Genomic DNA, 26,171 nt, shown 5'->3' with positions numbered 1-26,171 from the left:
TTAAAAACGTTTTATTTTCATCTTCATTAGGAACAGCTTAAAGCGAAACGTTCCGGCGGCAAGGTAAATCCTCTTATTTCACAAATGTGAAGCGTGCATCAGAATGAGGATTAAGTGGGGTCACGGTACGAAAAGGGGTGAATCTGCGGAGCGCCCTGATTATAGTAGTCACACGGAATATGAATACTATATTTTTATCAGACGGTTATTGATTAAAAGGAACAGGTTATGCGTTCGGGACGTTATATCGGCGTGATGTCAGGAACCAGCCTTGACGGGGTGGATGTTGTTCTGGCTGCGATTAATGATTCAGTGGTGGCGCAGCAGGCGGCGTATTCGCATCCGTTTCCGCACGCGCTGAAAAAGCGCATACTGGCGGTATGTCAGGGACAGCAGACGACACTGTCAGAAATCGGCCGTCTGGATTATGAACTGGGCACACTGTTTGCTGACGCTGTCGGCGGGCTGCTGGCACAAACCCGGCTGAATCCGCAGGATATTGCCGGCATCGGCTGTCACGGACAGACCGTCTGGCATGAGCCGGACAGCGAAACACCTTTTACCATGCAGCTCGGGGATAACAACAGGGTTGCCGCGCTGACCAATATCATGACAGTCGGGGATTTCCGCCGCCGTGATATGGCTTACGGCGGGCAGGGCGCGCCGCTGGTGCCCGCCTTTCATCAGGCGGTGCTCGGTGTGGCGGATGAAAAACGGATTATCCTGAATATCGGCGGGATCGCCAATATCACCACACTGATCCCGGGGGCGGAGGTCAGAGGTTATGACACCGGTCCGGGCAATATGCTGATGGACAGCTGGACATGGCGGCACCGCGCGGAGCCGTATGATAAAGACGGTGAATGGGCGAAAAGCGGGCACGTTAATCAGGACTTACTGGCACAGATGCTGAGTGATCCCTATTTCCGCCGTCCGGCACCGAAAAGTACCGGGCGTGAATATTTCAATATGCAGTGGCTGACCACACAACTGGATAATTTCCCCGGCCTGAAACCGGAGGATGTGCAGGCAACCCTGCTGGCGCTGACCACTGTCAGTATCAGTGAGCAGGTTACGCTGTGCGGCGGCTGTGAGCGCCTGCTGGTATGCGGCGGTGGTGCGCGCAATCCGCAGATTATGGCGCAGTTATCCGCACAGTTGCCGGGCACTGAAGTGAGCCCGACTGATAAATACGGCCTGAGCGGCGATGATATGGAAGCTCTGGCATTTGCCTGGCTGGCGGCGCGGACACTGGCCGGTGAACCCGGTAATCTGCCGTCTGTCACCGGCGCAGACCGGGAAACCGTATTGGGTGCGGTATATCCTGTTATCCGCCGGCTGCCGTAACAAAAGACAACACAGTTTCAGTTATTAAAAAGATAAGATAAGAGGATAAAAGGCATGTCAGATGAGTTTACTGACGTTGCGGATCTGCGACGTGAATACACCAAAGGGGGGTTGCGCCGCCGTGATCTCAGCGACGACCCGCTGGAAATGTTCGAACGCTGGCTTAAACAGGCGTGTGAGGCAAAACTGACCGACCCGACTGCGATGTGTGTGGCGACCGTGGATGAAACCGGCCAGCCGTATCAGCGTATTGTGCTGCTCAAGCACTTTGATAAAGACGGGCTGATTTTCTACACCAATATGGGCAGCCGCAAGGCGCAGCATCTGGCAAAAAATCCGAAAATCAGTGTGCATTTCCCGTGGTACAGCCTGGACAGACAAGTCTGTTTCCTCGGCGAGGTGGAGCGCTTATCCACACTGGAAGTAGTAAAATATTTCCACAGCCGGCCGAAAGACAGCCAGATTGCCGCATGGGCATCTCAGCAATCCTCACGGATTTCCGCACGCGGTATTCTGGAAGGCAAATTTCTTGAGCTGAAACAGAAATTTAAGCAGGGTGATGTTCCGCTGCCGAGCTTCTGGGGCGGTTTCCGGATTAAATTCAGTTCTGTTGAGTTCTGGCAGGGCGGTGAACACCGTCTGCATGACCGCTTCCTGTACACCCGTACCGCAGACGGCTGGGATATTGACCGCCTCGCGCCGTAACCGGCTGTTGTCAGAATTTCTTCAGTAAAATCATTTTAATTGCTGGCACTTCACGGAGTGCCGCTTTATGCTATAGCCTTCATATTTCCAATCCACTATTTTTGCATAGACAAAACAGAACTGACGGAGTCATTGATGTCTGGTACGAACCTGATAAAACAACTGCAAGAGCGGGGCCTCATTGCCCAGGTTACGGATGAAAAAGCGTTAGCAGAGAGACTGGCGCAGGGCCCGATCTCCCTCTATTGCGGTTTCGATCCGACCGCTGACAGCTTGCATTTGGGCCACCTGGTTCCGTTGCTGTGCTTAAAGCGTTTCCAGTTAGCCGGGCACCGTCCGGTGGCACTGGTCGGTGGGGCCACGGGGCTGATTGGCGACCCGAGCTTTAAAGCAACGGAGCGCAAACTGAATACACAGGATACGGTTCACGGCTGGGTGGATAAAATCCGTCAGCAGGTTTCCCCGTTCCTCGATTTTGACTGCGGCGCGAACAGTGCTATCGCGGCAAACAACTATGACTGGTTCGGCTCGATGGATGTGCTGACCTTCCTGCGTGATATCGGTAAACACTTCTCTGTGAACCAGATGATCAACAAGGAAGCGGTTAAGCAGCGCCTGAACCGCGATGATGTCGGTATTTCATTCACCGAATTCTCTTACAACCTGTTGCAGGGTTATGACTTCGCCCGTCTGAATAAAGATCACGGCGTTGAGCTGCAAATCGGCGGTTCTGACCAGTGGGGTAACATTACCTCCGGTATCGATTTAACCCGTCGTCTGAACCAGCAGCAGGCCTGGGGTCTGACCGTTCCGCTGATCACCAAATCTGATGGTACCAAATTCGGTAAAACTGAAGGCGGCGCGGTATGGCTGGATCCGAAGAAAACCAGTCCGTACAAATTCTACCAGTTCTGGATCAACACTGCGGATGCGGACGTCTATCGTTTCCTTAAATTCTTCACCTTTATGAGCCTCGAAGATATCGATGCACTGGAAGCGGAAGACAAAGCCAGCGGCAAAGCACCGCGTGCCCAGTACGTTCTGGCAGAGCAGGTGACAAAACTGGTTCACGGCGAAGCTGGGCTGACGGCTGCCCGTCGTATCACTGACAGCCTGTTCAACGGCGATGTATCAAGCCTGACTGAAGATGACTTCGCGCAGCTGGCGCAGGATGGTATGCCGCATATCGAACTGGACAGCGATGCGGATTTACAGCAGGCGCTGGTGGTTGCGGAACTGGTTCCGTCACGCGGTCAGGCCCGTACCATGATCGGCTCCAATGCGGTGTCTCTCAACGGCGAAAAACAGTCTGATGCGGAATACCGCTTCACTGACAGCGACAAGCTGTTCGGGCGTTACACACTGCTGCGCCGGGGCAAAAAACATTACTGTCTGATCTGCTGGAAATAATAGTTTACGGTAATCAAGGGCAACGAAGGTTGCCCTTTTTGATCTGTCAGCAGGATCTTTTCTGTTTCACAGAATATGATATGCACAGTAATAATAAAAAATCAGGTTGTATCAATGAAAAATATTCTCTCTATCCAGTCCCATGTTGTGTATGGTCACGCCGGTAACAGTGCGGCTGAATTCCCGATGCGCCGCATGGGCGTTAATGTCTGGCCGCTGAATACCGTCCAGTTTTCTAATCACACACAGTATGCACAAGGCTGGACCGGCTGCGTGATGAGCGCAGAGCACATCACGGAGATTGTGGACGGCATTGATAAAATCGATCAGCTGACCCGCTGTGATGCGGTGCTCAGCGGCTACCTCGGCTCGGCAGAGCAGGGCAAGCGTATCCTGGATGTGGTGAAAAAAGTCAAAACCCGCAATCCGCAGGCATGGTATTTCTGTGACCCGGTCATGGGACATCCGGAAAAAGGCTGTATCGTCGCACCGGGAGTGGCGGATTTCCTGTGTCAGGAAGCACTGGCAGTCAGCGATATGATCGCGCCGAACCTGCTGGAGCTGGAAACCCTGAGCGGAAAAACCATTCACAATGTGGGCGAAGCCGTTGCCGCTGCCCGTGAACTGTGCAAAAAAGGGCCGCGTCTGGTACTGGTCAAACACCTGTCCCGCGCCGGTTACCGTGCTGACCGTTTTGAAATGATTCTGGTCACTGCTGAGCATGCCTGGCATGTCAGTCGTCCGCTGGTGGACTTTGGCGAGCGTCAGCCGGTTGGTGTGGGTGATTTAACCAGTGGTATGATGCTGGTGAATCTGCTGAAAGGCGAAGAGTTGCCGAAAGCACTGGAACATGTGGCTGCCGCTGTGTATGAAGTGATGCTGAAAACCAAAACCATGAATGAGTACGAACTGCAACTGGTTGCGGCTCAGGATGAAATGGTGCTTCCGACACACAAATTCTGCGCTGAACAGATCGACTGAACCGGTCTGAACATCGCATCAGCATAAAGAAAACGCCGGACAGATAATCCGGCGTTTTTTTGTTTCTGCGTATCAGAAAGATTAAATCAGACCTTCCGCTTCCATCGCATCCTGCACATGCGGACGATGGGCAATTTTCGCCAGATACGCCTGTAAATGCGGATACGGCTCAAGTGAAATCTTCAGATGCGGAGCCCAGCCGCAGACAGTAAACAGATAAGCATCCGCTACGGTAAAACTGTTGCCGGTAATATACGGGCTTTTCGCCAGCACGCCGTCCACATAGGCAAACTTATTCATCAGATTGCGCAGTGCAATTGGCCGGTAATCTTCCGGGGTTTCCGGAGAGAACAGCGGGCCGTAGCTTTTATGCACTTCGCTGGCAATATAGTTAAGCCATTCAATCTGATGATAACGTTCCATCGTTCCCGCCGGGGCAATAAGCTTGCGATCCGGTTTCTGATCAGCAAGATACTGCACAATCGCCACACCTTCGGTCAGCAGCTGGCTGTCACTGATACTCAGTGCGGGGACTTGTCCTTTCGGATTAATTTTCAGGTAATCATCACCGTTTTCGGTTTTTTTTGCTTTCAGATCGACACGGACCAGGGAAAAATCCAGGCCGGTTTCACGCAAAATGATATGGGGTGACAGTGCACAACTTCCCGGGGTATAGAACAATTGCATGGTATGCTCCTCAGTTAAAACAAAAGAACGGACATGGCAGTAGTGATGAAGTATAGACCGGTATTCGCGGGCGGGATGTATTCAGAATGCGAATTATTTGTCGGTTAACGCCATCTTTCCATATAATCGCCACAGATTCAATTTATGGGAAGACTTTGTAATTCATTGTTACAAAACACTAAAAGGTAAAGCACACATGAATAAAATCCGTATCGGGATCGCCGGACTGGGCGGGATAGCACAAAAAGCGTATTTACCGGTTCTGACCAGAACGGATAACTGGGTGCTGTCCGGCGGGTTCTCGCCGAATCAGGAAAAGGCACGTCAGGTCTGTGATGCGTACCGCTTTCCTCTGTTTCCGTCACTCCATGAGCTGGCAGAACAATGTGATGCCGTGTTTGTTCACAGCAGTACAGAGAGCCATTTTCAGGTGGTCAGCGAATTACTGAATGCGGGATGTCATGTGTATGTTGATAAACCGCTGGCAGCATCGTATGAACAATCAGAGGCACTCGTCAGCCTGGCGGAGAAAAAACAGCGGGCACTGATGGTCGGGTTCAACCGTCGCTTTTCACCGTTTTATCTGCAGCTCAGAGAACAGATTGCCGGAAAAGCGGCATCGATCCGTATGGATAAACACCGCAGCAACAGCGTCGGGCCGCATGATGTGGCTTTCACGGTGACCGATGATTATCTGCATATCGCGGATACTCTGCTCTGGCTGGGACGGGATGGTAATGCGGCACTGAAAAGCGGCCATATGCAGGTGAATGAGGAAAATCAGCTGCTGTATGCGGAACACCATTTACAGACAGATAACGGCATCTGGCTGACAGCCTCCATGCACCGCTGTGCGGCGAGTCAGCGGGAGCAGGTCAGTGTGACCGGACGTGACGGCTGTTATCAGGTGACGGATATGAATCACTGGCGCAGTGAAACTGCCGCCGGGATACAGGAACAGCATCCGAAAGCGTGGGATCCGGTACTGGTTCAGCGCGGGTTTGACGGTGCGGTGCGGCATTTTATCGAATCTGTTGCCAATCAGACACAACCGCTGGTCAGCGGCGAAGAGGCGCTTTATGCGCAGCGGCTGACGGAGAAACTGTTAGCGGAAAAGATGTGATTTTAAAGACAAATAACATCAATGCCGCATAACGTCAGCGGATAACAGGCAAAGGAACGAAAAGCATGCGAGCCATGGATGGCGAGCCTGAGCGTACAGGGAGTGTATTCACAGCGACTTTTCGTTTTGCCTGCTATCCGCTGTGACACCGAACGTGCAGAAAACACAGCCTCTGCCATGCAGAGGCCGGTTGCCTTATTTCAGTTCCAGCTCATTCATTGCCGCGATACTGAAACCGCCGTCAACATGCAGGATTTCACCGGTAATACCGCCGGCCAGATCAGAGCAGAGGAACGCTGCCGCGTTACCCACATCTTCTGTGGTAACTGTACGGCGCAGCGGGGTGACTGCTTCACAGTGCGACAGCATTTTGCGGAAATCTTTAATACCGGATGCTGCCAGTGTACGGATAGGACCGGCAGAAACCGCATTAACACGGATGGTTTCTTTCCCCATCGCGTTCGCCATATAACGGACGTTCGCTTCGAGAGAGGCTTTAGCAAGACCCATGGTATTGTAGTTCGGGATAGCGCGCTCCGCGCCCAGGTAAGAGAGGGTCAGCAGGGCGGAATTCGGGTTCAGCATACTGCGGCAGGCTTTTGCCATCGCCACAAAACTGTACGCGCTGATGTCGTGAGCAATACGGAAGCCTTCACGGTTTACCGCATCCACATAGTCGCCGTCCAGTTGGTCAGCCGGGGCAAAGCCGATAGAGTGAACAAAACCGTCAAATTTCGGCCAGACTTTGGCTAATTCCGTGAACAGATTTTCAATACTTTCATCTTCTGCAACATCACAAGGCAGAACGATGGAGGAACCCAGAGACTGAGCGAACTCTTCAACACGGGGTTTCAGCTTGTCATTCTGGTAGGTGAATGCAAGTTCCGCCCCCTGGTCACGCATTGCTTTGGCAATACCGTAAGCAATCGATAATTTGCTTGCAACCCCTGTGATCAGGATGCGTTTACCGGTCATAAAACCCATAGCAGTTTCCTTGTGTTTTCTCTGTCACCTTCTGCGCCGCAACCCGGCAGGTGACACGTTTAGTAAAAATCCGGCTGATGTTAACAGGTTACCGGAAATTGAGATGTAACCGGCCTGAATTATCAGAATACCGGCAGTTAATCCACATCCTGGCGCCAGGCTTCGGCGGACAGTGCTTCACCAAAGTGGCTGGTGATAAGGCGGCGTGTGACATCGTGCAGCGGGGATGCCAGTACCTCGGCAGTGTTACCGCGCTCGACAACTTCACCGTTGTGCATCACCAGTATCTGGTCACTGACATGTTTTGCCATGCCCAGATGCTGTGTGACATAAATATAGGCAATTTTTTGCGTTTCCTGGAGTTCAAGGATCAGATTTATGATCTGTGAACGTAATGACATATCCAGAGAGGCGAGCGCTTCATCCGCCACAATCACTTCCGGCTGCAGAATCAGGGCGCGGGCGAGGGCCACACGCTGTTTCTGTCCGGAAGCCAGCATGTGAGGATAGTAATCCGCGTGATCCGGCAGCAGACCCACCTGGCGCAGTGTTGCGTTAATGCGCAGACGGCGTCCGGCAGCATCGAGATCTGTATTGAGCATCAGCGGCAGCTCAAGGATTTGCCCCGTGCGCTGGCGCGGATTAAGCGAGGTGGCTGAATCCTGGAATATCATGCGGATGCGCTGGCTGCGGTAGCTGTAATCACCAAACGTCAGTTTGTGTTTGTCGATCAGGATTTCCCCGCCGCTCGGCTCGATCATCCCGGATAACATCCGCGCGAGGGTGGATTTGCCGGAGCCGTTTGCGCCGGTAATAGCGAGTGTCTGGCCGGGTTGCAGTGTAAAACTGACCGGTTTGACCGCCTCAAGCTGATGACGGCGGAAAAAACCATCCCGGTAACGGAAGGTTTTGCTCAGGTTTTTGACTTCCAGCAGCGGACCGGGCATCACACATCCTCCATATTCAGCGGGAAGTGGCAGGCAAAACTGCGGTTTTTGACTGTCCGCAGACGCGGCGCGTCAATACATACTTTCTGGGCATACGGACAGCGCGGCCCCAGGCGGCAGCCGACCGGCAGATGCTCCAGTGACGGAATCGCGCCCGGCAGGGTATTCAGGCGGCATTTGTGTGCCAGTGCCTTTTCAAAATCAGGGATAGCCCGCATCAGTGCCTGAGTATACGGGTGATGGGGTTTGAGCAGAAGGTCATCCGGTTCGGCACTCTCCACGGTCTGGCCGCAGTAGAGCACATTAATGCGATCCACCAGTTGGCTCATTAACTGCAAATCGTGGCTGATCAGCAGGATGGTCATATTGTTGTTTTGGTTCAGCCGGGTCAGCAGGCGGAAAATCTGCGCCTGAGTATCGGGCTCCATGGCGTTGGTCGGCTCATCGGCGATCAGCAGGCGCGGCTGATTGGCCAGCGCAATGGCAATCATCACCTTCTGGCATTCCCCTTCGGTCAGCTCATAGGGGTAACTGCTCATCACATCTTTGTGATCCTTAATACCGACACGGTGCAGCAGCTCAATCGCCCGGCGCTTACGCCAGTTAAAGCGTTGCCACCAGCGGCCTTTGTATGTCCAGCCGGGGATGGACTGAATCAGCTGTTTACCGATATTTTCTGACGGATCCAGACAGGATTGCGGCTCCTGGAAAATCATCGACACATTGTGGCCGATCACCCGGCGGCGCTGGCGGGGTGTGAGTTTCAGCAGATCGATATCATTAAACCGGAAGCGGTCTGCCGTTACGCGCAGATTATCTTTGGTGATACCGGCAATCGCTTTGGCGATCAGACTTTTACCGGAACCGGATTCCCCGGCCAGGCCGCGGAACTCCCCTTCGGTCAGGGATAATGTCACGCGGTCAACGGCTTTGACCGGCCCTGCGGCAGTCATAAATTCAATGGTTAAATTGCGGATATCCAGTAACGGCATTATTCAACCCCCGCATTAATAGCACGCTGTAACCCGGTACCGAGCAGATTCACCAGCAGAACACTGATAAGGATGGCGGTTCCCGGCAGAAGTACGGTCCAGGGCGCCACATAAATCAGTTCCAGAGAATCCCCGAGCATCGCTCCCCATTCCGGGGACGGCAGTTGTGCCCCCAGCTCGAGAAAACCGAGTGCGGCAATATCGAGGATAGCAATGGACAGGGCGCGTGTCAGTTCGGTGACAGTCACGGCACTGATATTCGGCAGCACAGTATGGATCAGAATATTGAGGTTGGACGCACCGTCGAGCCGGGCGGCAATCACGTATTCCTTATCAAGCTCATCATGTACTGCGATATAAATCATCCGCACAATACGCGGCAGCAGTGCCAGTGCCACGGCAATCATGGCGTGGCTGAGACTGGCGCCAAAAAAGGCCACCACAATAATCGCCAGCAGCAGAGAGGGCAGCGCCAGCAGGGTATCAAACATATGGTTAAAAATGGCTGAGCGCAGACCGGTGGTCATCCCTGCCAGACAACCGATGATAATCCCGGCGATGGCGGCAATGACGGTAACCAGAAGTGCACCGCCGAAGGTGGATTGTGTACCGAGGATCAGACGGCTGAAAATATCACGGCCGAGATCATCCGTACCGAGGAAGAAGGCGACATTCCCGTAATGAGACCAGGAAGGCGGCAGCAACTGATGACCGGCAAACTGCTGGTCGAGCGCATAAGGGGCTATCCAGGTACCGCCGATCGCCAGTGCAATCAGAAACAGCACGCCGTAAAAACCGATCATAGCCGGAATATCTGCGGTGAAATGCTGCCAGATAACCCGCCCCGGTGACGGCATCCGGTCTTCACGGTAGAAATTATCTGAAGGCATACCATTCCTTATGTTTCAGCGGGCTGCTGACGGCCCCCAGAATATCTGACAGCATATTGATAATTATCACCATGGTACCGACCAGCATGACACCGGCGGAAATCGCGGCAAAATCCTGCTGGCGGATAGCCGTGATCAGCCAGCGGCCGATACCCGGCCAGTTAAAGACCACTTCTGTGACCATCGCCAGCGTCAGCATGGTGGAAAACTGTAACCCGAGTTTCGGGATCACCGGCGGCAGCGCATTGTGCAGCACATGACGGCGGATAATGGTCAGCCGGGATAAACCACGGATAGCGGCGGCTTTAATATAGTTCTGGCTGATAATCTCTTCGGTACTGGTGCGCATCAGGCGGATAACTTCCGTCATCGGCGCAATGGACAGCGTGATCACCGGCAGCACCATGTGAGACAGCACATTGAGGATCATCGCCTGCCGGTATGGTGAATCCGACAGCCAGGCATCAATCACCGCAAATCCGGTAACCGGTGTTAAATCATACAGCAGGTCAATGCGTCCGGAGACCGGCAGCCAGTCCAGCCGCAGAGAGAAGAACAGGGTAAGCAGCAGTGCCAGTCCGAATACGGGAATCGAAAACCCGACCAGCGCAAAGGTGCTGATGGCGATATCCGCCATTTTATTGCGCCAGACCCCGGCAATAATCCCGGCAGGAATACCGATCACCAGCGCCAGCAGAAACGCCAGGCCGCACAGCTCCAGGGTGGCGGGCAGTGCTGCCCACAATTGCTGGCTGACCGGCTCACCGTTAATCACGGAACTGCCGAAATCCCATGAAAACAGGCTCTTGTAATAGAACAGCACGGCATCCGTCAGGGAAGCACCACTCAGCGGCGCATTTGCCGGGAAGTAACTCAGGCTGAAGCTGAGCACCGACAGAAAACAGAGCGTGATCAGCACCAGCAGCAGACGGCGCAGAATAAAAATAATCATGGTTCAGCCTCCGGCTCCGGGTCATCCCCGGTATCACGGTAGACACCGGCAAAAGAGGTATTACCGAATGCGCTCAGTACCAGCCCTTTAATATCATAGCGGAATGCCTGTAACCGCAGTGAGTAGGCCAGCGGCAGTACCGGCAGATCCTGTGCCAGAATCTGCTGCGCTTTGTGATAATACTCTATCCGGCTGCTCAGTTGCTGCTCAAGCAGCGCCTGGTGGATCACATCATCAAATTCCGGGGAACACCAGTGGCTCAGATTGGTTTGCGAACCGATAGCCGCACAGCTGAGCAGCGGACGGAAAAAACTGTCCGGGTCATTACTGTCGGTTGACCAGCCTGCAAGGGTAATATCGTGGCTGCGATCCATCAGGCTGTTTTCCTGAAAACGCCCCTCAACCGGGCGGATATTCATTTTTATCCCGACACGGGCCAGATCCGCCTGAATCAGCTCGGCCATTTTCAGCGGGCTGGGGTTGTAAGACTGCGAGGCGGTCGGTACCCAGAGATTCAGCGTCATACCGCTCAGTCCCAGCTCATTGAGCATTGCTTTGGCTTTTTCGGGATTATATTCCGTCACCCTGGTCTGGTTATCATACGCCCAGGAGACGCGCGGCAGAATAGACGCAGCAGTTTCCGCCGTGCCGTAATAGATGGATTTCATCAGGCGCTCATTATTAATTGCGAAAGCAATCGCACGGCGCGCCTGCGGATTATTAAACGGCGGTTTGCTGGTATTAAACGCCAGATACGCGATATTCATTCCCGGGCGCAGCATCAGGCTCAGGCGCGGGTCATCGCGCAGCACCTGTAGCTGGCTGGCGGCGGGATAGGCCAGCACATCACACTCACCGGTGATCAGTTTTGACATCCGTCCGGTGCCGCCCGCCCCGAGATCAACCACCACTTCCTGCATGCGGGGTTTGCCTTTGCGGTAATTATCATGGCGCTGCAGACGGACAAACTGGCCGCTCTGGTAATCATCCAGATAATACGGCCCGGTGCCGACCGGTTTCCAGTCAAGCTGTTCCTGACGACGGGCTTTCAGCAGGTTATCGGCATACTCTTTGGACAGAACCGGCGCGTAATGGGTTGCCAGATGCCACAGGAAGGAGGCATCCGGCGTATTCAGTTTAAATTCAACGGTATAATTATTGATTTTGCGGATGGATTTAACATTGGACGCAAACTGCAGACTGTCAAAATAAGGATAGCGGCCGCCGTTGATATAGTGATACGGGTTCTGTTTATCCACCACGCGGGAAAAGCTGAACACCACATCATCCGCATTCATTTTGCGGGTCGGTTTAAACCAGTCAGTAGTCTGAAAATCGGTATCACGGCGCAGATAAAAACGGTAGGTCGCGCCGTTATCCAGCACTGTCCAGCGGGCAGCCAGTTCCGGGATCAGGCGATAGGTGTAAGGGTCAACATCCAGCAGGCGATCGTAAATCTGTGCCGCCAGCGGCTCGACAATCAGCCCGCTGCTGGCCAGTTGCGGGTTAAATGTACTGATGTTGCCGTTCACACAATAGACAAAACCGGTATCGCGGACCGGCGGCAGCGGAGCGGCCTGAGCCGTGACCGGTTTTACCGGCTGGTCTGTCTGCGGGGCGGGTGCGGCGGCAAAGCCTGAAACAGGCAGGAGAACCGCACAGGCCCGGATAATCCAATGGCGCATAAATCAGTTACCGTTAAAAATGAACAGGGCATTGTATCGCAATTTGTGCGACTAACCAAAAACGGAAGCATTTAATCCGGTTGCGGGCTGCCGGCATGTTTTTTCAGTAATCCGCGAAACTGATGATAGGTCAGATTCAGCAATTGTGCTGCTTCCCGCTGATTAAACTGCGCGCGCTGTAATGCGGCATCCAGCGCGTCCTTCTCCTGTGTATGCTGCCACTGCTTCAGGGAGAACGGCAGCGGCGGCAGAGCCTGTGCGGCGGCGTCCGCTGAAGGAGCCGGCGCGGTGACAAACGGGTTGATCACCAATTCTGCCAGCGGTTCGGTGGTATCTCCCTGACGGTACAAAGATCGCTCAATCACATTTTTCAGCTCACGGATATTGCCCGGCCAGTGATAGTTCTGCATCTGTTGCAGGGCGTGCGGGGAAAAACCGGCAAAAAACGGCGTGCCCATCTCCTGACACATCTGCACGGCAAAATGACCGGCGAGTTCGGTCAGGTCGCGCGGGCGCTCGCGCAGCGGCGGGATATTGACGACATCAAAGGCCAGCCGGTCGAGTAAATCGGGGCGGAATTTTCCCTCTGCCGCCAGCGCCGGTAAATCCGCATTGGTGGCGCAGACAATCCGTACATCCGCTTTCAGGGTCTGCTGTCCGCCGACACGCTCAAATTCCCCGTATTCAATCACCCGCAACAGTTTTTCCTGCACGGTCAGCGGCGCGGTACCCAGTTCATCAAGAAACAGTGTGCCGCCGTCCGCCCGCTCAAAGCGGCCCTGATGGCGGCGCTGAGCCCCCGTAAAAGCCCCGGATTCATGCCCGAACAGCTCGGAATCGAGCAAATTATCGTTAAGTGCCGCACAATTCAGTGCAATAAATGGCTCATCCCAGCGCGGAGAGAGATAATGAAGACGGTGAGCAAATAATTCTTTACCGGTCCCCCGTTCTCCGCAAATCAGTACCGGCCGGGCAATTTTTGCCAGCCGCGACACTTTTTCCAGTGCATCGAGAAAGGTATTATCAATACCGATCAGGGTTTCCGTATTATTTTTCATGATTAATTTAACCACTAAATGGCGAATATTACCACTTTACAAAAAGTCATGACAAAAGGGAAATAAATAAACCTGAGAAAAAACAAACGGGTAAAAAAAATCACCGAGTTGGCACGCATCTTGTAATAGCAAACGTGTCATAAGACATAACTGCTGATAAAAGGACATCAATCATGGGAATCTTTTCACGTTTTGCCGATATCATTAACGCCAACGTTGCATCACTGCTGGATAAAGCGGAAGATCCGCAGAAAATGATCCGCCTGATGATTCAGGAAATGGAAGATATGCTGGTGGAAATCCGCTCCACCTCTGCCCGCACCCTCGCGGAACGCAAAAATCTGTCACGTCAGATTGAAAGCGGTGAGCGTCAGGTGAGTGACTGGCAGGAAAAAGCGGAACTGGCGATTGTCAAAGGAAAAGAAGATCTGGCCCGCGCCGCACTGCTGGAAAAACAGCGCGTGGAAGGCCATGTCGATACACTGCGTCATGAGCTGATTATTCTGGACGAAACTATCGCCCGGCTGAAAAATGAAATTAACGAACTGGAACAGAAACTGACTGAAACCCGTGCCCGCCAGCAATCCATGGTGGTGCGTCACGAAGCGGCAAAATCATCCCGTGCGGTGCGCCGTCAGCTCGACAGCGGCCGGATGGATGAGGCAATGGCCCGTTTCGAGCAGTTTGAGGCGCGGATTGACCATATGGAAGGTGAAGCCGCAAGCTATGGTCTGGGGAAAGAAAAATCACTGGAACAGCAGTTTGCCGAGCTGAAAGCGGAAGATGAGATCAGCGCGCAAATCGCGGCCATCAAAGCACGTCTTGAAAAAGAAGAAAAGGGCGAATAAGGTCGGTAACAGGCTTTCCTGAATTAATACCATTAAGGACAAAAATATGGCGTTTGTATTTTTAGGTATACCACTGACAATTTTCGTGTTGTTCGTGTTGCCGATCTGGTTATGGCTGCACTATAACAGTCAGCGGGGAAGCCGGGCCGGTGAATTTGAAACCCGCCGTCTTGCGGCGCTGGCGGAAAATGCTCAGCAGATGGAAGCGCGGATCAAAACCCTGGAATCGATTCTGGATGCGGAAAATCCGGGCTGGAGGCAATCATAATGGAATTTCAGTCACGCAAACTGTACCGCTATCCGGATGAAGGTATGTTCCGGGGCGTATGTGCCGGTATTGCCAACTATTTTGATGTACCGGCCTGGATGATCCGCATTATCGCGGTGGTGGCAACATTTACCGGCTTTTTCTGGCTGACTATCACCCTCTATATTCTGATGGGAATGATCCTGCCGGTGGTGCCGCGTGATTACCCCGGCCGCGACGGAGGAGTGAATGCGGCCATGCTGCTTGAACAGACAGAACGCAGCCAGGCGCGTACCGAAAAACGGATCCGCGACATTGAGCGCTATGTGACCTCAGAACAGTATGCGCTCAACCGCCGCTTCCGTGACCTGTAATCTGTCAGACGGAGAACAGTATGAAGTGGCCGGATAAACACACCCTGCTGCGTGCCGGAAAAACCGGGGCGCAGCTGTTAACCACCGCAGCACTGGCGGCAGCACCCGGAGGTATTGCCGCGGTGATTCTGAAATCGGTTACCCGTCCTGCTCTGCGCGGGGCGGCAATACTGGTACTGGAGCCTGTTATCCGTGCCGGTATGAAAAAAGTGATTGGCCGTTTTACACCGGAGAATTATGAAACGACTGCAAAATGAGCTGAGTGCCCTCGTCAACCGGGGGCTGGATCGTCATCTTCGTCTTGCCGTTACCGGACTGAGCCGCAGCGGCAAGACCGCGTTTATTACCTCGTTTGTTAATCAGCTGATGAATGTACAGAGCGGTGCGCGTCTGCCGCTGTTTTCGGCTGCCCGTGACGGCCGCATTCTCGGCGTGAAACGCATCCCGCAGCGGGATCTGGGCGTCCCACGCTTTGCCTATGATGAAGGACTTGCCTCACTGTACGGCACACCGCCGGACTGGCCGGTACCGACACGCGGTGTCAGCGAAATCCGCCTGAAACTGCGTTACCGCACTCAGGACAGTCTGCTGCGCCACTTTAAGGAAACCTCCACGCTCTACCTGGAAATCGTCGATTATCCGGGGGAGTGGCTGCTGGATCTGCCGATGCTGGAACAGGATTACCTCACCTGGTCGCAGCAGATGAAAACCCTGCTCAAAGGTGAGCGGGGAGAATGGGCAGAGCCGTGGCTGGCGCTCTGCCGTCAGCTTGACCCGGATGCCCCGGCGGATGAACAGCAGCTGGCAGCGATTGCGCAGGCCTATACTGATTATCTTCACCGCTGCAAAGCGGCAGGTTTTCACTTTATCCAGCCCGGTCGTTTTGTGCTGCCGGGGGATATGGCCGGCGCACCCGGATTACAGTTTTTTCCGTTTATTACCGACCTGATGCCGGATCCGTCCCGGCTGGCCAAAGCGGCAAAAAGCAGTGTTCTCGGCATGCTGCGCGATCGCTATCAGTACTATTGTGACCATGTGGTCAAAGGTTTCTATAAGCATTATTTCCAGCATTTCGACCGCCAGATTGTGCTGGTGGATTGCCTGACCCCGCTCAACAGCGGGCCGCAGGCATTTACGGATATGCGTCTGGCGCTGACCCAGCTGATGCAGAGCTTCCATTACGGCAAACGCACATTATTGCGCCGCCTGTTTTCCCCCTGTATCGACAAACTGCTGTTCGCCGCCAGCAAAGCGGATCATGTCACTGCCGACCAGCACGCCAATCTTGTGGCACTGCTTCAGCAGCTGACGCAGTCAGCCTGGCAGCAGGCCGCTTTTGAGGGAATTAAAATGGACTGCACCGGGCTGGCGTCGGTACAGGCCACGGAATACGGCATGGTGATGCACAACGGGGAAAAAATGCCCGCGCTGAAAGGCACCCGGCTGGCAGATAATACCCCGCTGACTTTCTATCCCGGCGAAGTACCGAAACGGCTGCCGGATGCAGACTTCTGGCAGCAGCAGGGGTTTCAGTTTGAGTCCTTCAGGCCATTACCGATGCGGATGGATACGCCGCTGCCGCATATCAGGATGGACAGTGCGATGGAATTTTTACTGGGAGATAAACTGTCATGAGCGAGCCTATCAAATCCCGTATTGATTTTGAGGAAGCACCGCTGTCGCCGCCGGTACAGGACACCATAAAACCGGCGCAACAATTTGCGGACGATGACAGCATACAGTTTGAACGCACGGAATTCACGGCAGAGCAGGATACAGACGGGGAAGCGGAAGCGCTGCTGATTCAGGCACTGAAACCCCGGCGCAGCCTGTGGCGTAAGCTGGTCTTTGTGGCCGGCGGATTGCTGGGGATCAGCGCCGTCGCACAACTGATTCAGTGGGTGAATGATGCGTGGACAGGTAATGACTGGACCGCCCTTGGCGGGATTGCCGCCACTTTTCTGGTGCTGATTGCCGCCGCCGGCTCTGTTATCACGGAATGGCGGCGCATGTACCGCCTGCGCCAGCGGGCTACAGAGCGCGAGGCCGCAGAGGAATTACTGCAAAGCCACCGTATCGGTGACGGACGTGCATTTTGTGAAAAACTGGCGAAACAGGCCAATATCCCGTCACACCATCCTGCGTTACAGCAATGGCAGAGCCTGTTACAGAGCAGCCATAATGACCGCGAAGTGGTGACCCTGTACAGTCAGCTTGTCCAGCCGGTGACGGATGAACAGGCGCGCCGGGTGATCAGCCGTTTCGCGGCGGAATCTGCGCTGATGATTGCCGTCAGCCCGCTGGCACTGGTGGATATGGCCTTTATTGCCTGGCGTAATATCCGTCTGATTAACCAGGTGGCGGCTATCTACGGTATTGAACTGGGATATTACAGCCGCCTGCGACTGTTTAAACTGGTTCTGCTCAATATTGCCTTCGCAGGGGCATCCGAGCTTATCCGCGAAGTGGGGATGGACTGGCTCTCCCAGGACATCACCGCACGGTTATCCGCCCGTGCCGCACAAGGCATGGGAGCCGGACTGCTGACCGCCCGTCTGGGGATCAAAGCGATGGAACTGTGCCGTCCGCTGCCGTGGACTGCAACAGATAAACCTAAACTTATGGATTTCCGTAAGCAGTTGTTACAGCAGCTTAAACAGGCAGTGCCAAAAGGGAAGAGCGCGGAAAAGTCCGCCCTGTAACCGATAATCCGGCCGGATGCGCATTTTGTGATGTCATCCGGCTTTTTTATGCAGAAACGGGTGTCCGGTCACTGTTTTTTTCACGGCGATCCCGTTATGCTCCCTGCGGGTCGCTGTCTCACCTCTCCGGCGCGGTTTGCCGTCCGCGCTGAATAAAACTTCGTTAACCGACTGACATATCTGTACTTTCATAGCCTTTTCACACGGAACTGTGGATAAACACCGCAGGAACGCATTTATTGTGTCAACAAATCGTGACAGTTTTCATTTTATACCGTAAAATCAGTTTCAATTAACGGGAAAATAATAACTTAAGTGTAAATAGGATCGTAACGATGCGATTGGAAGTAATTTGCCAGGACCGAATCGGACTGACGCGGGAGTTATTGGATCTGCTGGTATTACAAAATATCGACCTCAAAGGCATCGAAATTGCCCGTAACGGCCGGATATACCTCAATTTTATGCAGATCGATTTTTCTGTGTTCCAGTCTCTGATGGCTGAGATCCGCCGGATTCAGGGCGTGGTGGATGTCAGAACTGTTCACTTTATGCCGTCTGAGCGCGAACAGCGCGCCATGTGGGCATTACTCGAATCCCTGGAAGACCCGATTTTATCTCTCGACCTGCGCGGGAATATTGAACTGGCCAACAGCGCGGCACTCTCCCTGTTTGCCACCACCGAAGAGCGCATCCGTCAGCGCAATATCACTTACTATTTCAGCCAGTTCAACTTCACCCGCTGGATTGAGGATGAAGAACCTGCGCCATACAAGGAAACCATCAATCTCAAAGGCCGCTCTTACACCCTGAGTGTGACGCCGATTAATTTTGATGAGAAAGATGACGCCTCCGCCACTATCGGCGCGGTTGTGCTGCTGCGCACCGTCAGTGAGAGCAGCAACGGGCAGAAACGCCGCATGCAGGTGATGCATTCCGGCAGTTTTGATGATTTAGTGGCGAAAAGCGCCAAAATGCGCCATGTGGTCGAACAGGCACAGCGTATGGCAAAAATGGATTCCCCGCTGCTGCTGGTCGGTGAAACCGGGACCGGGAAAGATGTGTTTGCCAAAGCCTGTCATCTCTACAGTGTGCGCGGCAATCAGCCGTTCCTCGGGCTGAACTGTGCCTCGATGCCGGATGATGTGGTGGAAACCGAACTGTTCGGTTACGCTGCCGGTGCTTACGCCAACAGTACTGAGCCGAAAAAAGGCTTCTTTGAGCAGGCTAACGGCGGCACCGTTCTGCTGGATGAAATCGCGGAAATGTCCCCGCAGATGCAGATCAAGCTGCTGCGTTTCCTGAATGACGGCACATTCCGCCGTGTCGGGGAAGAGCATGAGGTGAAAGTGGATGTGCGGGTTATCTGTGCGACCCAGAAAAATCTGCTGGAGCTGGTGAAAGAGGGCAAATTCCGTGAGGATCTCTATTACCGCCTCAATGTGCTGACGCTGACCATTCCGCCGCTGCGTGAGCATCAGGAAGATATTCTGCCGCTGACCCGCGATTTCGTGAAACGCTTTTCCGAAGAGCAGGGTTGTGAAGAACCGCGTCTTGCACCGGAACTGGGGCAGTTTCTTTGTGCTTATCACTGGCCGGGTAACGTCCGCCAGTTGCGCAATGTGATTTATCAGGCGCTCTCTTCGCTGGAAGGCTCGCTGCTGCGTCCGCAGGACATCGTTCTGCCGGAACTGGAAGCGGAAATCGGCTTCAGTGAGGATATCCTCAGCGGCTCGCTGGATGATATCACCAAACGGTTTGAGTGCTCTGTGCTGACACGGCTGTACCGCCACTATCCGAGCACCCGTAAGCTGGCGAAACGCCTGAATGTCTCACATACCGCGATCGCCAATAAACTGCGCGAATACGGGCTGAGTCAGCGGCGCGGCGCGGCAAAAGATGATGAGGGAGAGGAAGAATAATTTTTTCCCCGGTAAAAAAAAACCCCGCGACCGTCACCGGCCGCGGGGTTTTTTTACAGATACGGGTAACTTATTTCAGTGCATTCAGCGCGCTGTCATAATCCGGCTCTTCGGTGATTTCACCGACCAGCTGGCTGTAAATCACAGTATCGTTCTCATCCAGCACGATCACCGCACGGGCACACAGACCGGCCAGCGGGCCGCTGCCGATACCGACACCGTAATTCTCACGGAATTCCGGATCACGCAGGGTGGAGAGCATCACCACATTCTCAATGCCTTCCGCGCCGCAGAAACGGGACTGCGCGAACGGCAGATCAGCGGAAATACATAACACCACGGTATTGGACAGTTTTGCGGCAGTTTCATTGAATTTGCGCACGGAGGCGGCGCAGACACCGGTGTCCACACTCGGGAAAATATTCAGAATCTTACGCTTCCCGGCGAATTTGGTGAGCTGGACATCTGACAAATCATTAGCGACTAATTTAAATGGTACGGCTTTTTCACCGGCACGCAGCAGTGCGCCGTAAACCAGAACATCGTTACCCTGAAGTTTTACAGTTTGTGTCATTTTTATCATCCTCTGTACGGGCTCATAATTGTTGGTATAAATAATACCTGGCAGGTGTTTTCTCACCGGATATCGTTAATAAAAATGTAATATCCGGTTGTTGTGTTTCGGTAATCATCAGATAATCTATCGGTTTACCATTTTTAATACAAGGCGCCCGTTATGTTCAGGCCAGCAAAATTTTCCCGTTCCGCACTTCTTGCCGGGACGTTTTTCACTTTTTCTTCACTGTTTTGTGCAACGGCGGCGGAGATCCCCGCAGGAACACAGCTGGCAAAAGAACAATCTGTTTATCGTCATCTGAAGGATGAACCCGCGTCTCTGGACCCGATTAAAGCGGTCGGTCTGACCGAAGCTCAGATCCTGCGTGATTTATTTGAAGGGCTGACCAGTCAGGGTGCGGACGGCAAACCGGTGCCCGGTGTCGCTCTCTCCTGGGAGACCCGCAACAATCAGGTGTGGACATTCCGCCTGCGTGACGATGCCCGCTGGTCTGATGGCTCACCGGTGACTGCACAGGACTTTGTCTACAGCTGGCAGCGGCTGGTGAACCCGAAAAATCTCTCTACCTTCGCCTGGTTTGCACCGCTGGCCGGCATTAAAAATGCGCAGGCGATTATCGACGGCAAAATGCTGCCGGAAACCCTCGGCGTTGAAGCTGTTGACAACCGGACTCTGCGGGTCACGTTAGACCGTCCTGTGCCGTACTTCCCGAATCTGGCGGCCAATTTCAGCCTTTTCCCTGTGAATCGCGCGGTTGTTGAGAAATACGGCGACAGTTGGATCCGCACCGGGCATCTGGTCGGCAACGGGGCATTTGTCCTGCATGATAGGGTGGTGAATGAGAAAATTGTTCTGACGCCGAACCCGCATTACTGGGATCACAAACACACGGTGCTGACATCGGTTACCTTTGTGCCGATTAACCATGAATCCCAGGCCACCAAACGCTATCTGTCCAATGATCTCGACATTACGGAATCATTCCCGAAAAATCAGTATCAGAAACTGAAACAGGCGATTCCGGATCAGATTTATATCCCGGATCAGCTTGGCACCTATTATTACGCCTTTAACACGCAGCGGGCACCGACAAACGACCCGCGTGTGCGGCAGGCACTTTCCATGACCATTGACCGTAAGGTGATCGCAGAGAAAGTGCTGGGCACGGGCGAAAAACCGGCCTGGCATTTCACGCCGGATGTCACTGCCGGGTTTACACCGGAGCCGGGCCTGTACCAGAAATTTACTCAGGATGAGCTCGACAGCCAGGCAAAAACGCTGCTGGCCGCCGCCGGTTACGGGCCGCACAATCCGCTGAAATTATCTCTGCTGTATAACAGCTCGGAAAACCATCAGAAAATTGCCATTGCCGTCGGTTCGATGTGGAAGAAAAAACTGGGCGCGGAAGTGAAGCTGGTCAATCAGGAATGGAAAACCTATATCGACAGCCGCAATACCGGCAATTTTGATGTGATCCGCGCCTCCTGGGTCGGCGATTACAACGAGCCGTCAACCTTCCTGTCTCTGCTGACCAGCACACACAGCGGCAATATCGCGCAGTATCATAATGAAAAATATGATGCTCTGCTGAAAACTGCTGCGCTGGAAACGGATGATAACGCCCGTAATACCGACTATAACGACGCCGAAAAACTGCTGGCGGAAGACATGCCGATAGCACCAATCTACCAGTACACCAACGGACGTCTGATTAAACCGTGGCTGAAGGGATATCCGGTCAATAATCCGGAAGATGTGGCATACAGCCATAATCTCTATATTATTAAACACTAACCCTGCCTCCGGTTCCCTGCTGCGGACGGCTGCAGGAACCGGCTGAACACACTCAGCAGCTGTTTTCACGGACAATGGGGAGAGACGCATGAGCGCTTTGTACGGATCCGCTTTTCAGGGAACAGATCCCATCTGCCGGGTGCAGTTTGACGGAGAGGGCGGTTGTACGCCGGTGGATGTCAACGCCGTTGCCGGGATAAAAGAACCGGTGTGGCTGCACCTGGACTATTTATCCGCGGATAACCAGCGCTGGCTGCGTGAAACGGAACTGTTGCCGCCGCAGGCGCGTGACGGGCTGACAAACAATGTTATCCGCCCCAGGACACTCCGTATTGGTGAGGGTGCATTAATTACCCTGCAAACCATCAACAATAATGACGGCGACCGGCCTGACCAACTGGTGGCATTCCGTATCTGGATCTGCGGCAGTTATATTATCTCCACCCGCCACCGTAAAGTGCATTCCATTCAGACCATTCAGGATGATTTACAAAACGGTGAAGGTGCAAAAAATACCGGAGAATGGCTGGCGGAAGCGGCGTTCTGCATCACCGACGAAGTGGCAGATTTTATTGAGGACTTACACGATACCCTGATTGATATGGAAGATGCGATACTCGATCAGCATATTCCGGCCCGCGGGGAGCTGGCACTGCTGCGCAAGCAGCTGATTGTCCTGCGCCGCTACATGGCACCGCAGCGCGATGTGTTTTCCCGGCTGGCCTCCGAGCGTTACACCTGGCTCTCAGAGCAGGACAGACATCAGCTGACGGATGTCAGTGACCGCCTGGGGCGGATTATTGACGATATTGACTCCTGTATCGCGCGGACATCGGTTATTTCGGATGAAATCACCAATATGATGGCGGATGCGATGAACCGGCGTACTTACACCATGTCACTGCTGGCGATGGTTTTTCTGCCGACAACCTTTCTGACCGGATTGTTCGGGGTCAACCTCGGCGGGATCCCGGGGGGCGATTTCCCGTTTGCTTTCAGTTTGTTCTGTGTGGGACTGGCGGGTGGTATCGGATTTGTTGCCTGGTGGTTACGTAAGAGTAACTGGTTGTAAAAACGTATATTTTTATATGATTTTACGTACCGGACTTGAGCTATATCAAGAAATACCACGCCCGGTTAGGGCACTATTACTCCCGCAGGTGAATACAACGTTGAGCGATGAACGTTGTGCTCCATAATTGTAGTTTTTCTCATATTGAGTTCTTATACAGAATATTGACCATTATCATGCCGGTGTATTTTATACATCGGTTTTTTTTTGCCTGAAACAAACCCGCCAATATTCAGGCCGTACCCTCCGTGGCACGGCACTATAACAGCGTGATTATTTCACTTCCGTCACATCCAGACGTAATTCTGTGAAATCCGGGCTATCGCCGTCATCATCCTCATCTTCCCATACCGGCTGAACAGGCAGAGTTTCGCGGTCAAATGCGAGATCACCACCGTCGACGACTTCACTGCCGTGATGGATAGATTTGAAATCGAATAATTCAGTGTCACATAAATGTGATGGTACGACATTCTGTGTGGCACGGAACATGGTTTCAATCCGGCCCGGATAGCGTTTATCCCAGTCGCGCAGCAGATCTTTGATAACCTGACGCTGCAGGTTCGGCTGAGAGCCGCACAGGTTACACGGAATGATCGGGAACCCTTTGGCTTCGGCGAAACGCTCAATATCTTTCTCACGGCAATAGGCCAGCGGGCGGATCACCACATGTTTACCATCGTCACTCATCAGCTTCGGCGGCATGCCTTTGAGTTTGCCGCCGTAAAACATATTCAGGAACAGGGTCTGCAGAATATCGTCGCGGTGGTGGCCAAGGGCGATTTTGGTTGCACCCAGCTCAGTCGCGGTGCGGTACAAAATGCCCCGGCGCAGACGGGAGCAGAGGGAACAGGTGGTTTTCCCTTCCGGGATTTTTTCTTTCACAATCCCGTAGGTATTTTCTTCGACGATTTTATATTCAACGCCCAGTTTTTCCAGATATTCCGGCAAAATATGCTCAGGGAAACCCGGTTGCTTCTGATCGAGATTCACCGCCACCAGGGAAAAACGGATGGGGGCGCTCTGCTGCAGGCTCTGCAGAATGGAAAGCAGAGTGTAACTGTCTTTGCCGCCGGACAGGCAAACCATGATGCGGTCGCCGTCCTCAATCATATTAAAATCTGCGATTGCTTTGCCGGTATGGCTGCGCAGGCGCTTTTGCAATTTATTGATGTTGTACTGTTCTTTCGGTGTATTCATGTCTTACTGTTCTTAACGGGTTTGGCTGGTGCCTGTGTCAGGCCGGCCGCACGGCAACGGAAATCTGAAATAAGAACGCAATGATAGCAGAAGGACGGGGGATTCGGATACGTATGGATTAAAAAGGATGACAGCCCGGAACGGAATGATCCGGGATGACGGGGGCGGGCTGCTGGTACTCTCTGGTATGGTTATTTTTTACTGCGGATTTTACCCCTTCCTCTGCTCTTCATATCAATAGTGATCGTGTCATAGTCTGTTTCCTGACTCTTTTTCTCTTTATAGTTAAGTGAACTCAGTTTGCTGTTTTTTTCGATACAATCAGTAAAAAAACTTTTTACATCAACATTAAACAAAAAAGCGATTTGCAGTAATGTACTGGCTCTTATATTGGTAATGCCCTGTTCATAGCGGGATATTTGCTGCTGACTTAAACCCAGTAATTCGGCAAGTGCCATACCTGATAATCCCAGCGATTTTCTTTTCCGTGAAATTTGCTGACCGATAAAGAGGCTGATTTCTCTCTCATTCATATGCTATGCCCTTAAATTAAAAGCTGTGTGTAATCTTAAATATAGTAATTATGTTAATTGTGTTTATATTGTTCAAATGTTCCCAGATAACTGCCGTCAGTATAAGAATTAAGATGATTCGACATATGGGATAATAGTTTTTTTGAATCAGGGTCTCTGTTTAAGATAAATAACACTCTGTGTATAAATTTTTCCGGCGATATATTAAAAATACGCAGTATTAATATCAGTGTATCCAGCGGAATAGCACTGTCACCATTCTCGTAACGGGATATCTGCTGCTGCGATAGCTGTATTATTGAACCTAATTCATGGCCGGTGATACCTTTTGATTTTCGTAATATTCTAATTTCCTGGCCTATAACTGCATGAAGCTCCTTTTTAAAGACCTGGTGTTGACAACTAAGTGCGTGGCAATTATCGGGCTGCATAAAGATACCATCAGGACGTCATTAAACTTAATGTATATTTTAAATACTATTATAGGAAATATCTGCAAGGCAAAAACAGTATATTGTGCATAATATGCAAGCCTTATAATGGTTGTCAATAAATAAAATCCGCAATAAAAATGTACAAAAGAATAAAAAGTAAAATTAAAAACTGGAAATATGCAGATATTACAACGCATATAAAAAAGGAATAAATTGGCTTGATTTTTTATGCATTCATTTGATTTTAAAGAAGAAAACAAAACCAATTTCTGGTGATGTGACAAATAACACTTCTGCGTTGTAGTTATACGCATTTTGCGGGTTTCACTGAAGAGAGGGCAATATGATGATATTCTTTTTGTAATTATAATAATGAAATATGTCAACATTTACGACAATAGTATGCCTTTGTGCAGATAATTATATAACAATAAGTAAAACTAAAAGATTTACAGAGTGTATGACCCTGTGTTTCCGCTCGTCACAAAAAGATGTGTAATTGTAAAAATCAGATATCCGCCGGGGGATTGAAAAGATAACGGCAAAAGCATCAATATCTTTAGTTTTAATATCTTAATGTTTTGTTTTTCTTTACTTTTATGAGTCATGATTAACTCAAAAATATCTTTTATTTCATTGTGTTGATAATGATATTCTCTTTTTGTTCTTTTCCGTTCATACCGGAGTATTGTTTATTAAAAATGATA

26 protein-coding genes are annotated in these 26,171 nt (G+C 52.2%); 14 read left to right on the top strand and 12 right to left on the bottom strand.

Annotated features, from left to right (window positions below; genetic code table 11):
• Positions 1–228 precede the first annotated feature (228 nt).
• From anmK to pdxY, 4 genes are all read left to right on the top strand, one after another.
• A complete protein-coding gene (gene anmK, locus HMPREF3119_RS12215) occupies positions 229–1,347 on the top strand; it encodes an anhydro-N-acetylmuramic acid kinase (protein WP_004235485.1) in 1,119 nt (372 codons plus the stop codon).
• Positions 1,348–1,401: 54 nt separating this feature from the next.
• Positions 1,402–2,052 (top strand): pyridoxamine 5'-phosphate oxidase, encoded by a 651-nt coding sequence (gene pdxH, locus HMPREF3119_RS12210; RefSeq protein WP_004235487.1) that lies wholly within the window; start codon positions 1,402–1,404, stop codon positions 2,050–2,052.
• A gap of 135 nt (positions 2,053–2,187) precedes the next feature.
• On the top strand, positions 2,188–3,462 hold the full coding sequence (gene tyrS / locus HMPREF3119_RS12205; protein ID WP_004235488.1) for a tyrosine--tRNA ligase: 1,275 nt from the start codon (positions 2,188–2,190) through the stop codon (positions 3,460–3,462).
• Between the two features lie 114 nt (positions 3,463–3,576).
• On the top strand, positions 3,577–4,443 hold the full coding sequence (gene pdxY, locus HMPREF3119_RS12200) for a pyridoxal kinase PdxY (RefSeq protein WP_070579859.1): 867 nt from the start codon (positions 3,577–3,579) through the stop codon (positions 4,441–4,443).
• An 81-nt stretch (positions 4,444–4,524) separates the two neighbouring features.
• Here the strand turns inward: pdxY and gstA are convergent, their stop codons facing one another.
• Complete coding sequence (gstA, locus tag HMPREF3119_RS12195) at positions 4,525–5,130, bottom strand: glutathione transferase GstA (protein ID WP_024473226.1); 606 nt, start codon at positions 5,128–5,130, stop codon at positions 4,525–4,527.
• A gap of 196 nt (positions 5,131–5,326) precedes the next feature.
• Between gstA and HMPREF3119_RS12190 the strand changes: the two genes are divergently transcribed.
• Positions 5,327–6,253 (top strand): Gfo/Idh/MocA family protein, encoded by a 927-nt coding sequence (locus tag HMPREF3119_RS12190; RefSeq protein WP_049246743.1) that lies wholly within the window; start codon positions 5,327–5,329, stop codon positions 6,251–6,253.
• Positions 6,254–6,448: 195 nt separating this feature from the next.
• On the opposite strand, the gene fabI is transcribed toward HMPREF3119_RS12190, so the two are convergent.
• The 7 genes from fabI to pspF form a co-directional block, all read right to left on the bottom strand.
• Positions 6,449–7,237 (bottom strand): enoyl-ACP reductase FabI, encoded by a 789-nt coding sequence (fabI, locus tag HMPREF3119_RS12185; protein WP_004239119.1) that lies wholly within the window; start codon positions 7,235–7,237, stop codon positions 6,449–6,451.
• Positions 7,238–7,374: 137 nt separating this feature from the next.
• A complete protein-coding gene (sapF, locus tag HMPREF3119_RS12180) occupies positions 7,375–8,184 on the bottom strand; it encodes a putrescine export ABC transporter ATP-binding protein SapF (RefSeq protein ID WP_004235496.1) in 810 nt (269 codons plus the stop codon).
• The gene (sapD, locus tag HMPREF3119_RS12175; RefSeq protein WP_004235497.1) at positions 8,184–9,176 is read right to left on the bottom strand and encodes a putrescine export ABC transporter ATP-binding protein SapD; all 993 of its coding nucleotides are present in this window, start codon (positions 9,174–9,176) and stop codon (positions 8,184–8,186) included. The genes sapF and sapD overlap by 1 nt, the downstream gene beginning before the upstream one ends.
• Entirely contained in the window at positions 9,176–10,066 is an 891-nt protein-coding gene (gene sapC, locus HMPREF3119_RS12170) for a putrescine export ABC transporter permease SapC (RefSeq protein WP_032098099.1), read from the bottom strand. Before sapC ends, sapD begins: the two co-directional genes overlap by 1 nt.
• On the bottom strand, positions 10,053–11,018 hold the full coding sequence (sapB, locus tag HMPREF3119_RS12165; RefSeq protein WP_070579857.1) for a putrescine export ABC transporter permease SapB: 966 nt from the start codon (positions 11,016–11,018) through the stop codon (positions 10,053–10,055). The genes sapC and sapB overlap by 14 nt, the downstream gene beginning before the upstream one ends.
• Entirely contained in the window at positions 11,015–12,703 is a 1,689-nt protein-coding gene (gene sapA / locus HMPREF3119_RS12160; protein WP_004235500.1) for an ABC transporter substrate-binding protein SapA, read from the bottom strand. The genes sapB and sapA overlap by 4 nt, the downstream gene beginning before the upstream one ends.
• 71 nt (positions 12,704–12,774) lie before the next feature.
• Entirely contained in the window at positions 12,775–13,761 is a 987-nt protein-coding gene (pspF, locus tag HMPREF3119_RS12155; RefSeq protein ID WP_046024635.1) for a phage shock protein operon transcriptional activator, read from the bottom strand.
• Between the two features lie 173 nt (positions 13,762–13,934).
• On the opposite strand from pspF, the gene pspA reads away from it, so the two are divergent.
• The 7 genes from pspA to tyrR all read left to right on the top strand — a co-directional run bounded on the left by pspA (position 13,935) and on the right by tyrR (position 19,854).
• Positions 13,935–14,609: a phage shock protein PspA gene (gene pspA / locus HMPREF3119_RS12150; RefSeq protein WP_004235502.1), complete on the top strand. Its 675-nt coding sequence runs from the start codon at positions 13,935–13,937 to the stop codon at positions 14,607–14,609.
• 46 nt (positions 14,610–14,655) lie between these two features.
• Positions 14,656–14,877 carry an envelope stress response membrane protein PspB gene (gene pspB, locus HMPREF3119_RS12145; protein ID WP_004235503.1) on the top strand — a complete coding sequence of 74 codons (222 nt, stop codon included), beginning with the start codon at positions 14,656–14,658 and terminating at the stop codon, positions 14,875–14,877.
• Entirely contained in the window at positions 14,877–15,230 is a 354-nt protein-coding gene (gene pspC, locus HMPREF3119_RS12140) for an envelope stress response membrane protein PspC (protein ID WP_004235504.1), read from the top strand. Before pspB ends, pspC begins: the two co-directional genes overlap by 1 nt.
• Before the next feature lie 20 nt (positions 15,231–15,250).
• Positions 15,251–15,487, top strand: a complete 237-nt coding sequence (locus HMPREF3119_RS12135; protein ID WP_004235505.1) for a hypothetical protein — start codon at positions 15,251–15,253, stop codon at positions 15,485–15,487.
• A complete protein-coding gene (locus HMPREF3119_RS12130; protein WP_004235506.1) occupies positions 15,468–16,865 on the top strand; it encodes a YcjX family GTP-binding protein in 1,398 nt (465 codons plus the stop codon). The genes HMPREF3119_RS12135 and HMPREF3119_RS12130 overlap by 20 nt, the downstream gene beginning before the upstream one ends.
• Positions 16,862–17,932 (top strand): YcjF family protein, encoded by a 1,071-nt coding sequence (locus HMPREF3119_RS12125; RefSeq protein ID WP_004235507.1) that lies wholly within the window; start codon positions 16,862–16,864, stop codon positions 17,930–17,932. Before HMPREF3119_RS12130 ends, HMPREF3119_RS12125 begins: the two co-directional genes overlap by 4 nt.
• A 335-nt stretch (positions 17,933–18,267) precedes the next feature.
• Positions 18,268–19,854, top strand: coding sequence for a transcriptional regulator TyrR (tyrR, locus tag HMPREF3119_RS12120; RefSeq protein WP_032098103.1), 1,587 nt, complete (start codon positions 18,268–18,270; stop codon positions 19,852–19,854).
• A 70-nt stretch (positions 19,855–19,924) separates the two neighbouring features.
• On the opposite strand, the gene tpx is transcribed toward tyrR, so the two are convergent.
• Positions 19,925–20,428: a thiol peroxidase gene (gene tpx, locus HMPREF3119_RS12115; protein WP_004239128.1), complete on the bottom strand. Its 504-nt coding sequence runs from the start codon at positions 20,426–20,428 to the stop codon at positions 19,925–19,927.
• A 162-nt stretch (positions 20,429–20,590) separates the two neighbouring features.
• Here tpx and HMPREF3119_RS12110 point away from each other — a divergent pair, with 162 nt between their 5' ends.
• Both HMPREF3119_RS12110 and zntB read left to right on the top strand, forming a co-directional pair.
• Positions 20,591–22,225, top strand: coding sequence for a peptide ABC transporter substrate-binding protein (locus HMPREF3119_RS12110; RefSeq protein WP_004235511.1), 1,635 nt, complete (start codon positions 20,591–20,593; stop codon positions 22,223–22,225).
• An 88-nt stretch (positions 22,226–22,313) separates the two neighbouring features.
• Complete coding sequence (zntB, locus tag HMPREF3119_RS12105) at positions 22,314–23,297, top strand: zinc transporter ZntB (protein ID WP_070579854.1); 984 nt, start codon at positions 22,314–22,316, stop codon at positions 23,295–23,297.
• A 273-nt stretch (positions 23,298–23,570) separates the two neighbouring features.
• Here the strand turns inward: zntB and ttcA are convergent, their stop codons facing one another.
• From ttcA to HMPREF3119_RS12090, 3 genes are all read right to left on the bottom strand, one after another.
• Positions 23,571–24,497, bottom strand: a complete 927-nt coding sequence (ttcA, locus tag HMPREF3119_RS12100; protein ID WP_032098105.1) for a tRNA 2-thiocytidine(32) synthetase TtcA — start codon at positions 24,495–24,497, stop codon at positions 23,571–23,573.
• Between the two features lie 191 nt (positions 24,498–24,688).
• The gene (locus HMPREF3119_RS12095) at positions 24,689–25,030 is read right to left on the bottom strand and encodes a helix-turn-helix domain-containing protein (protein WP_004235514.1); all 342 of its coding nucleotides are present in this window, start codon (positions 25,028–25,030) and stop codon (positions 24,689–24,691) included.
• A 53-nt stretch (positions 25,031–25,083) separates the two neighbouring features.
• Positions 25,084–25,461 carry a helix-turn-helix domain-containing protein gene (locus HMPREF3119_RS12090; protein WP_004235515.1) on the bottom strand — a complete coding sequence of 126 codons (378 nt, stop codon included), beginning with the start codon at positions 25,459–25,461 and terminating at the stop codon, positions 25,084–25,086.
• Between the last annotated feature and the right edge of the window lie 710 nt (positions 25,462–26,171).

This window comes from Morganella sp. HMSC11D09 (assembly GCF_001807955.1).
In the GTDB taxonomy this organism is placed as follows: domain Bacteria; phylum Pseudomonadota; class Gammaproteobacteria; order Enterobacterales; family Enterobacteriaceae; genus Morganella; species Morganella morganii.
The sequence above is the reverse complement of the archived record's forward strand: the minus strand, read 5'-3'. Positions and strand labels throughout refer to the sequence as shown.

Excerpts from the sequence above, each read along its gene's own strand:
- pspA (WP_004235502.1), top strand. The coding sequence starts at position 13,935 with ATGGGAATCTTTTCACGTTTTGCCGATATCATTAACGCCAACGTTGCA.
- HMPREF3119_RS12130 (WP_004235506.1), top strand. The coding sequence starts at position 15,468 with ATGAAACGACTGCAAAATGAGCTGAGTGCCCTCGTCAACCGGGGGCTG.
- anmK (WP_004235485.1), top strand. The coding sequence starts at position 229 with ATGCGTTCGGGACGTTATATCGGCGTGATGTCAGGAACCAGCCTTGAC.
- pspC (WP_004235504.1), top strand. The coding sequence starts at position 14,877 with ATGGAATTTCAGTCACGCAAACTGTACCGCTATCCGGATGAAGGTATG.
- pspB (WP_004235503.1), top strand. The coding sequence starts at position 14,656 with ATGGCGTTTGTATTTTTAGGTATACCACTGACAATTTTCGTGTTGTTC.
- HMPREF3119_RS12095 (WP_004235514.1), bottom strand. The coding sequence starts at position 25,030 with ATGAATGAGAGAGAAATCAGCCTCTTTATCGGTCAGCAAATTTCACGG.
- sapF (WP_004235496.1), bottom strand. The coding sequence starts at position 8,184 with ATGCCCGGTCCGCTGCTGGAAGTCAAAAACCTGAGCAAAACCTTCCGT.
- HMPREF3119_RS12135 (WP_004235505.1), top strand. The coding sequence starts at position 15,251 with ATGAAGTGGCCGGATAAACACACCCTGCTGCGTGCCGGAAAAACCGGG.
- ttcA (WP_032098105.1), bottom strand. The coding sequence starts at position 24,497 with ATGAATACACCGAAAGAACAGTACAACATCAATAAATTGCAAAAGCGC.
- sapA (WP_004235500.1), bottom strand. The coding sequence starts at position 12,703 with ATGCGCCATTGGATTATCCGGGCCTGTGCGGTTCTCCTGCCTGTTTCA.
- tyrR (WP_032098103.1), top strand. The coding sequence starts at position 18,268 with ATGCGATTGGAAGTAATTTGCCAGGACCGAATCGGACTGACGCGGGAG.
- HMPREF3119_RS12090 (WP_004235515.1), bottom strand. The coding sequence starts at position 25,461 with ATGCAGCCCGATAATTGCCACGCACTTAGTTGTCAACACCAGGTCTTT.
- HMPREF3119_RS12110 (WP_004235511.1), top strand. The coding sequence starts at position 20,591 with ATGTTCAGGCCAGCAAAATTTTCCCGTTCCGCACTTCTTGCCGGGACG.
- pdxY (WP_070579859.1), top strand. The coding sequence starts at position 3,577 with ATGAAAAATATTCTCTCTATCCAGTCCCATGTTGTGTATGGTCACGCC.
- sapD (WP_004235497.1), bottom strand. The coding sequence starts at position 9,176 with ATGCCGTTACTGGATATCCGCAATTTAACCATTGAATTTATGACTGCC.
- tyrS (WP_004235488.1), top strand. The coding sequence starts at position 2,188 with ATGTCTGGTACGAACCTGATAAAACAACTGCAAGAGCGGGGCCTCATT.
- pdxH (WP_004235487.1), top strand. The coding sequence starts at position 1,402 with ATGTCAGATGAGTTTACTGACGTTGCGGATCTGCGACGTGAATACACC.
- tpx (WP_004239128.1), bottom strand. The coding sequence starts at position 20,428 with ATGACACAAACTGTAAAACTTCAGGGTAACGATGTTCTGGTTTACGGC.
- gstA (WP_024473226.1), bottom strand. The coding sequence starts at position 5,130 with ATGCAATTGTTCTATACCCCGGGAAGTTGTGCACTGTCACCCCATATC.
- HMPREF3119_RS12190 (WP_049246743.1), top strand. The coding sequence starts at position 5,327 with ATGAATAAAATCCGTATCGGGATCGCCGGACTGGGCGGGATAGCACAA.
- zntB (WP_070579854.1), top strand. The coding sequence starts at position 22,314 with ATGAGCGCTTTGTACGGATCCGCTTTTCAGGGAACAGATCCCATCTGC.
- pspF (WP_046024635.1), bottom strand. The coding sequence starts at position 13,761 with ATGAAAAATAATACGGAAACCCTGATCGGTATTGATAATACCTTTCTC.
- HMPREF3119_RS12125 (WP_004235507.1), top strand. The coding sequence starts at position 16,862 with ATGAGCGAGCCTATCAAATCCCGTATTGATTTTGAGGAAGCACCGCTG.
- sapB (WP_070579857.1), bottom strand. The coding sequence starts at position 11,018 with ATGATTATTTTTATTCTGCGCCGTCTGCTGCTGGTGCTGATCACGCTC.
- sapC (WP_032098099.1), bottom strand. The coding sequence starts at position 10,066 with ATGCCTTCAGATAATTTCTACCGTGAAGACCGGATGCCGTCACCGGGG.
- fabI (WP_004239119.1), bottom strand. The coding sequence starts at position 7,237 with ATGGGTTTTATGACCGGTAAACGCATCCTGATCACAGGGGTTGCAAGC.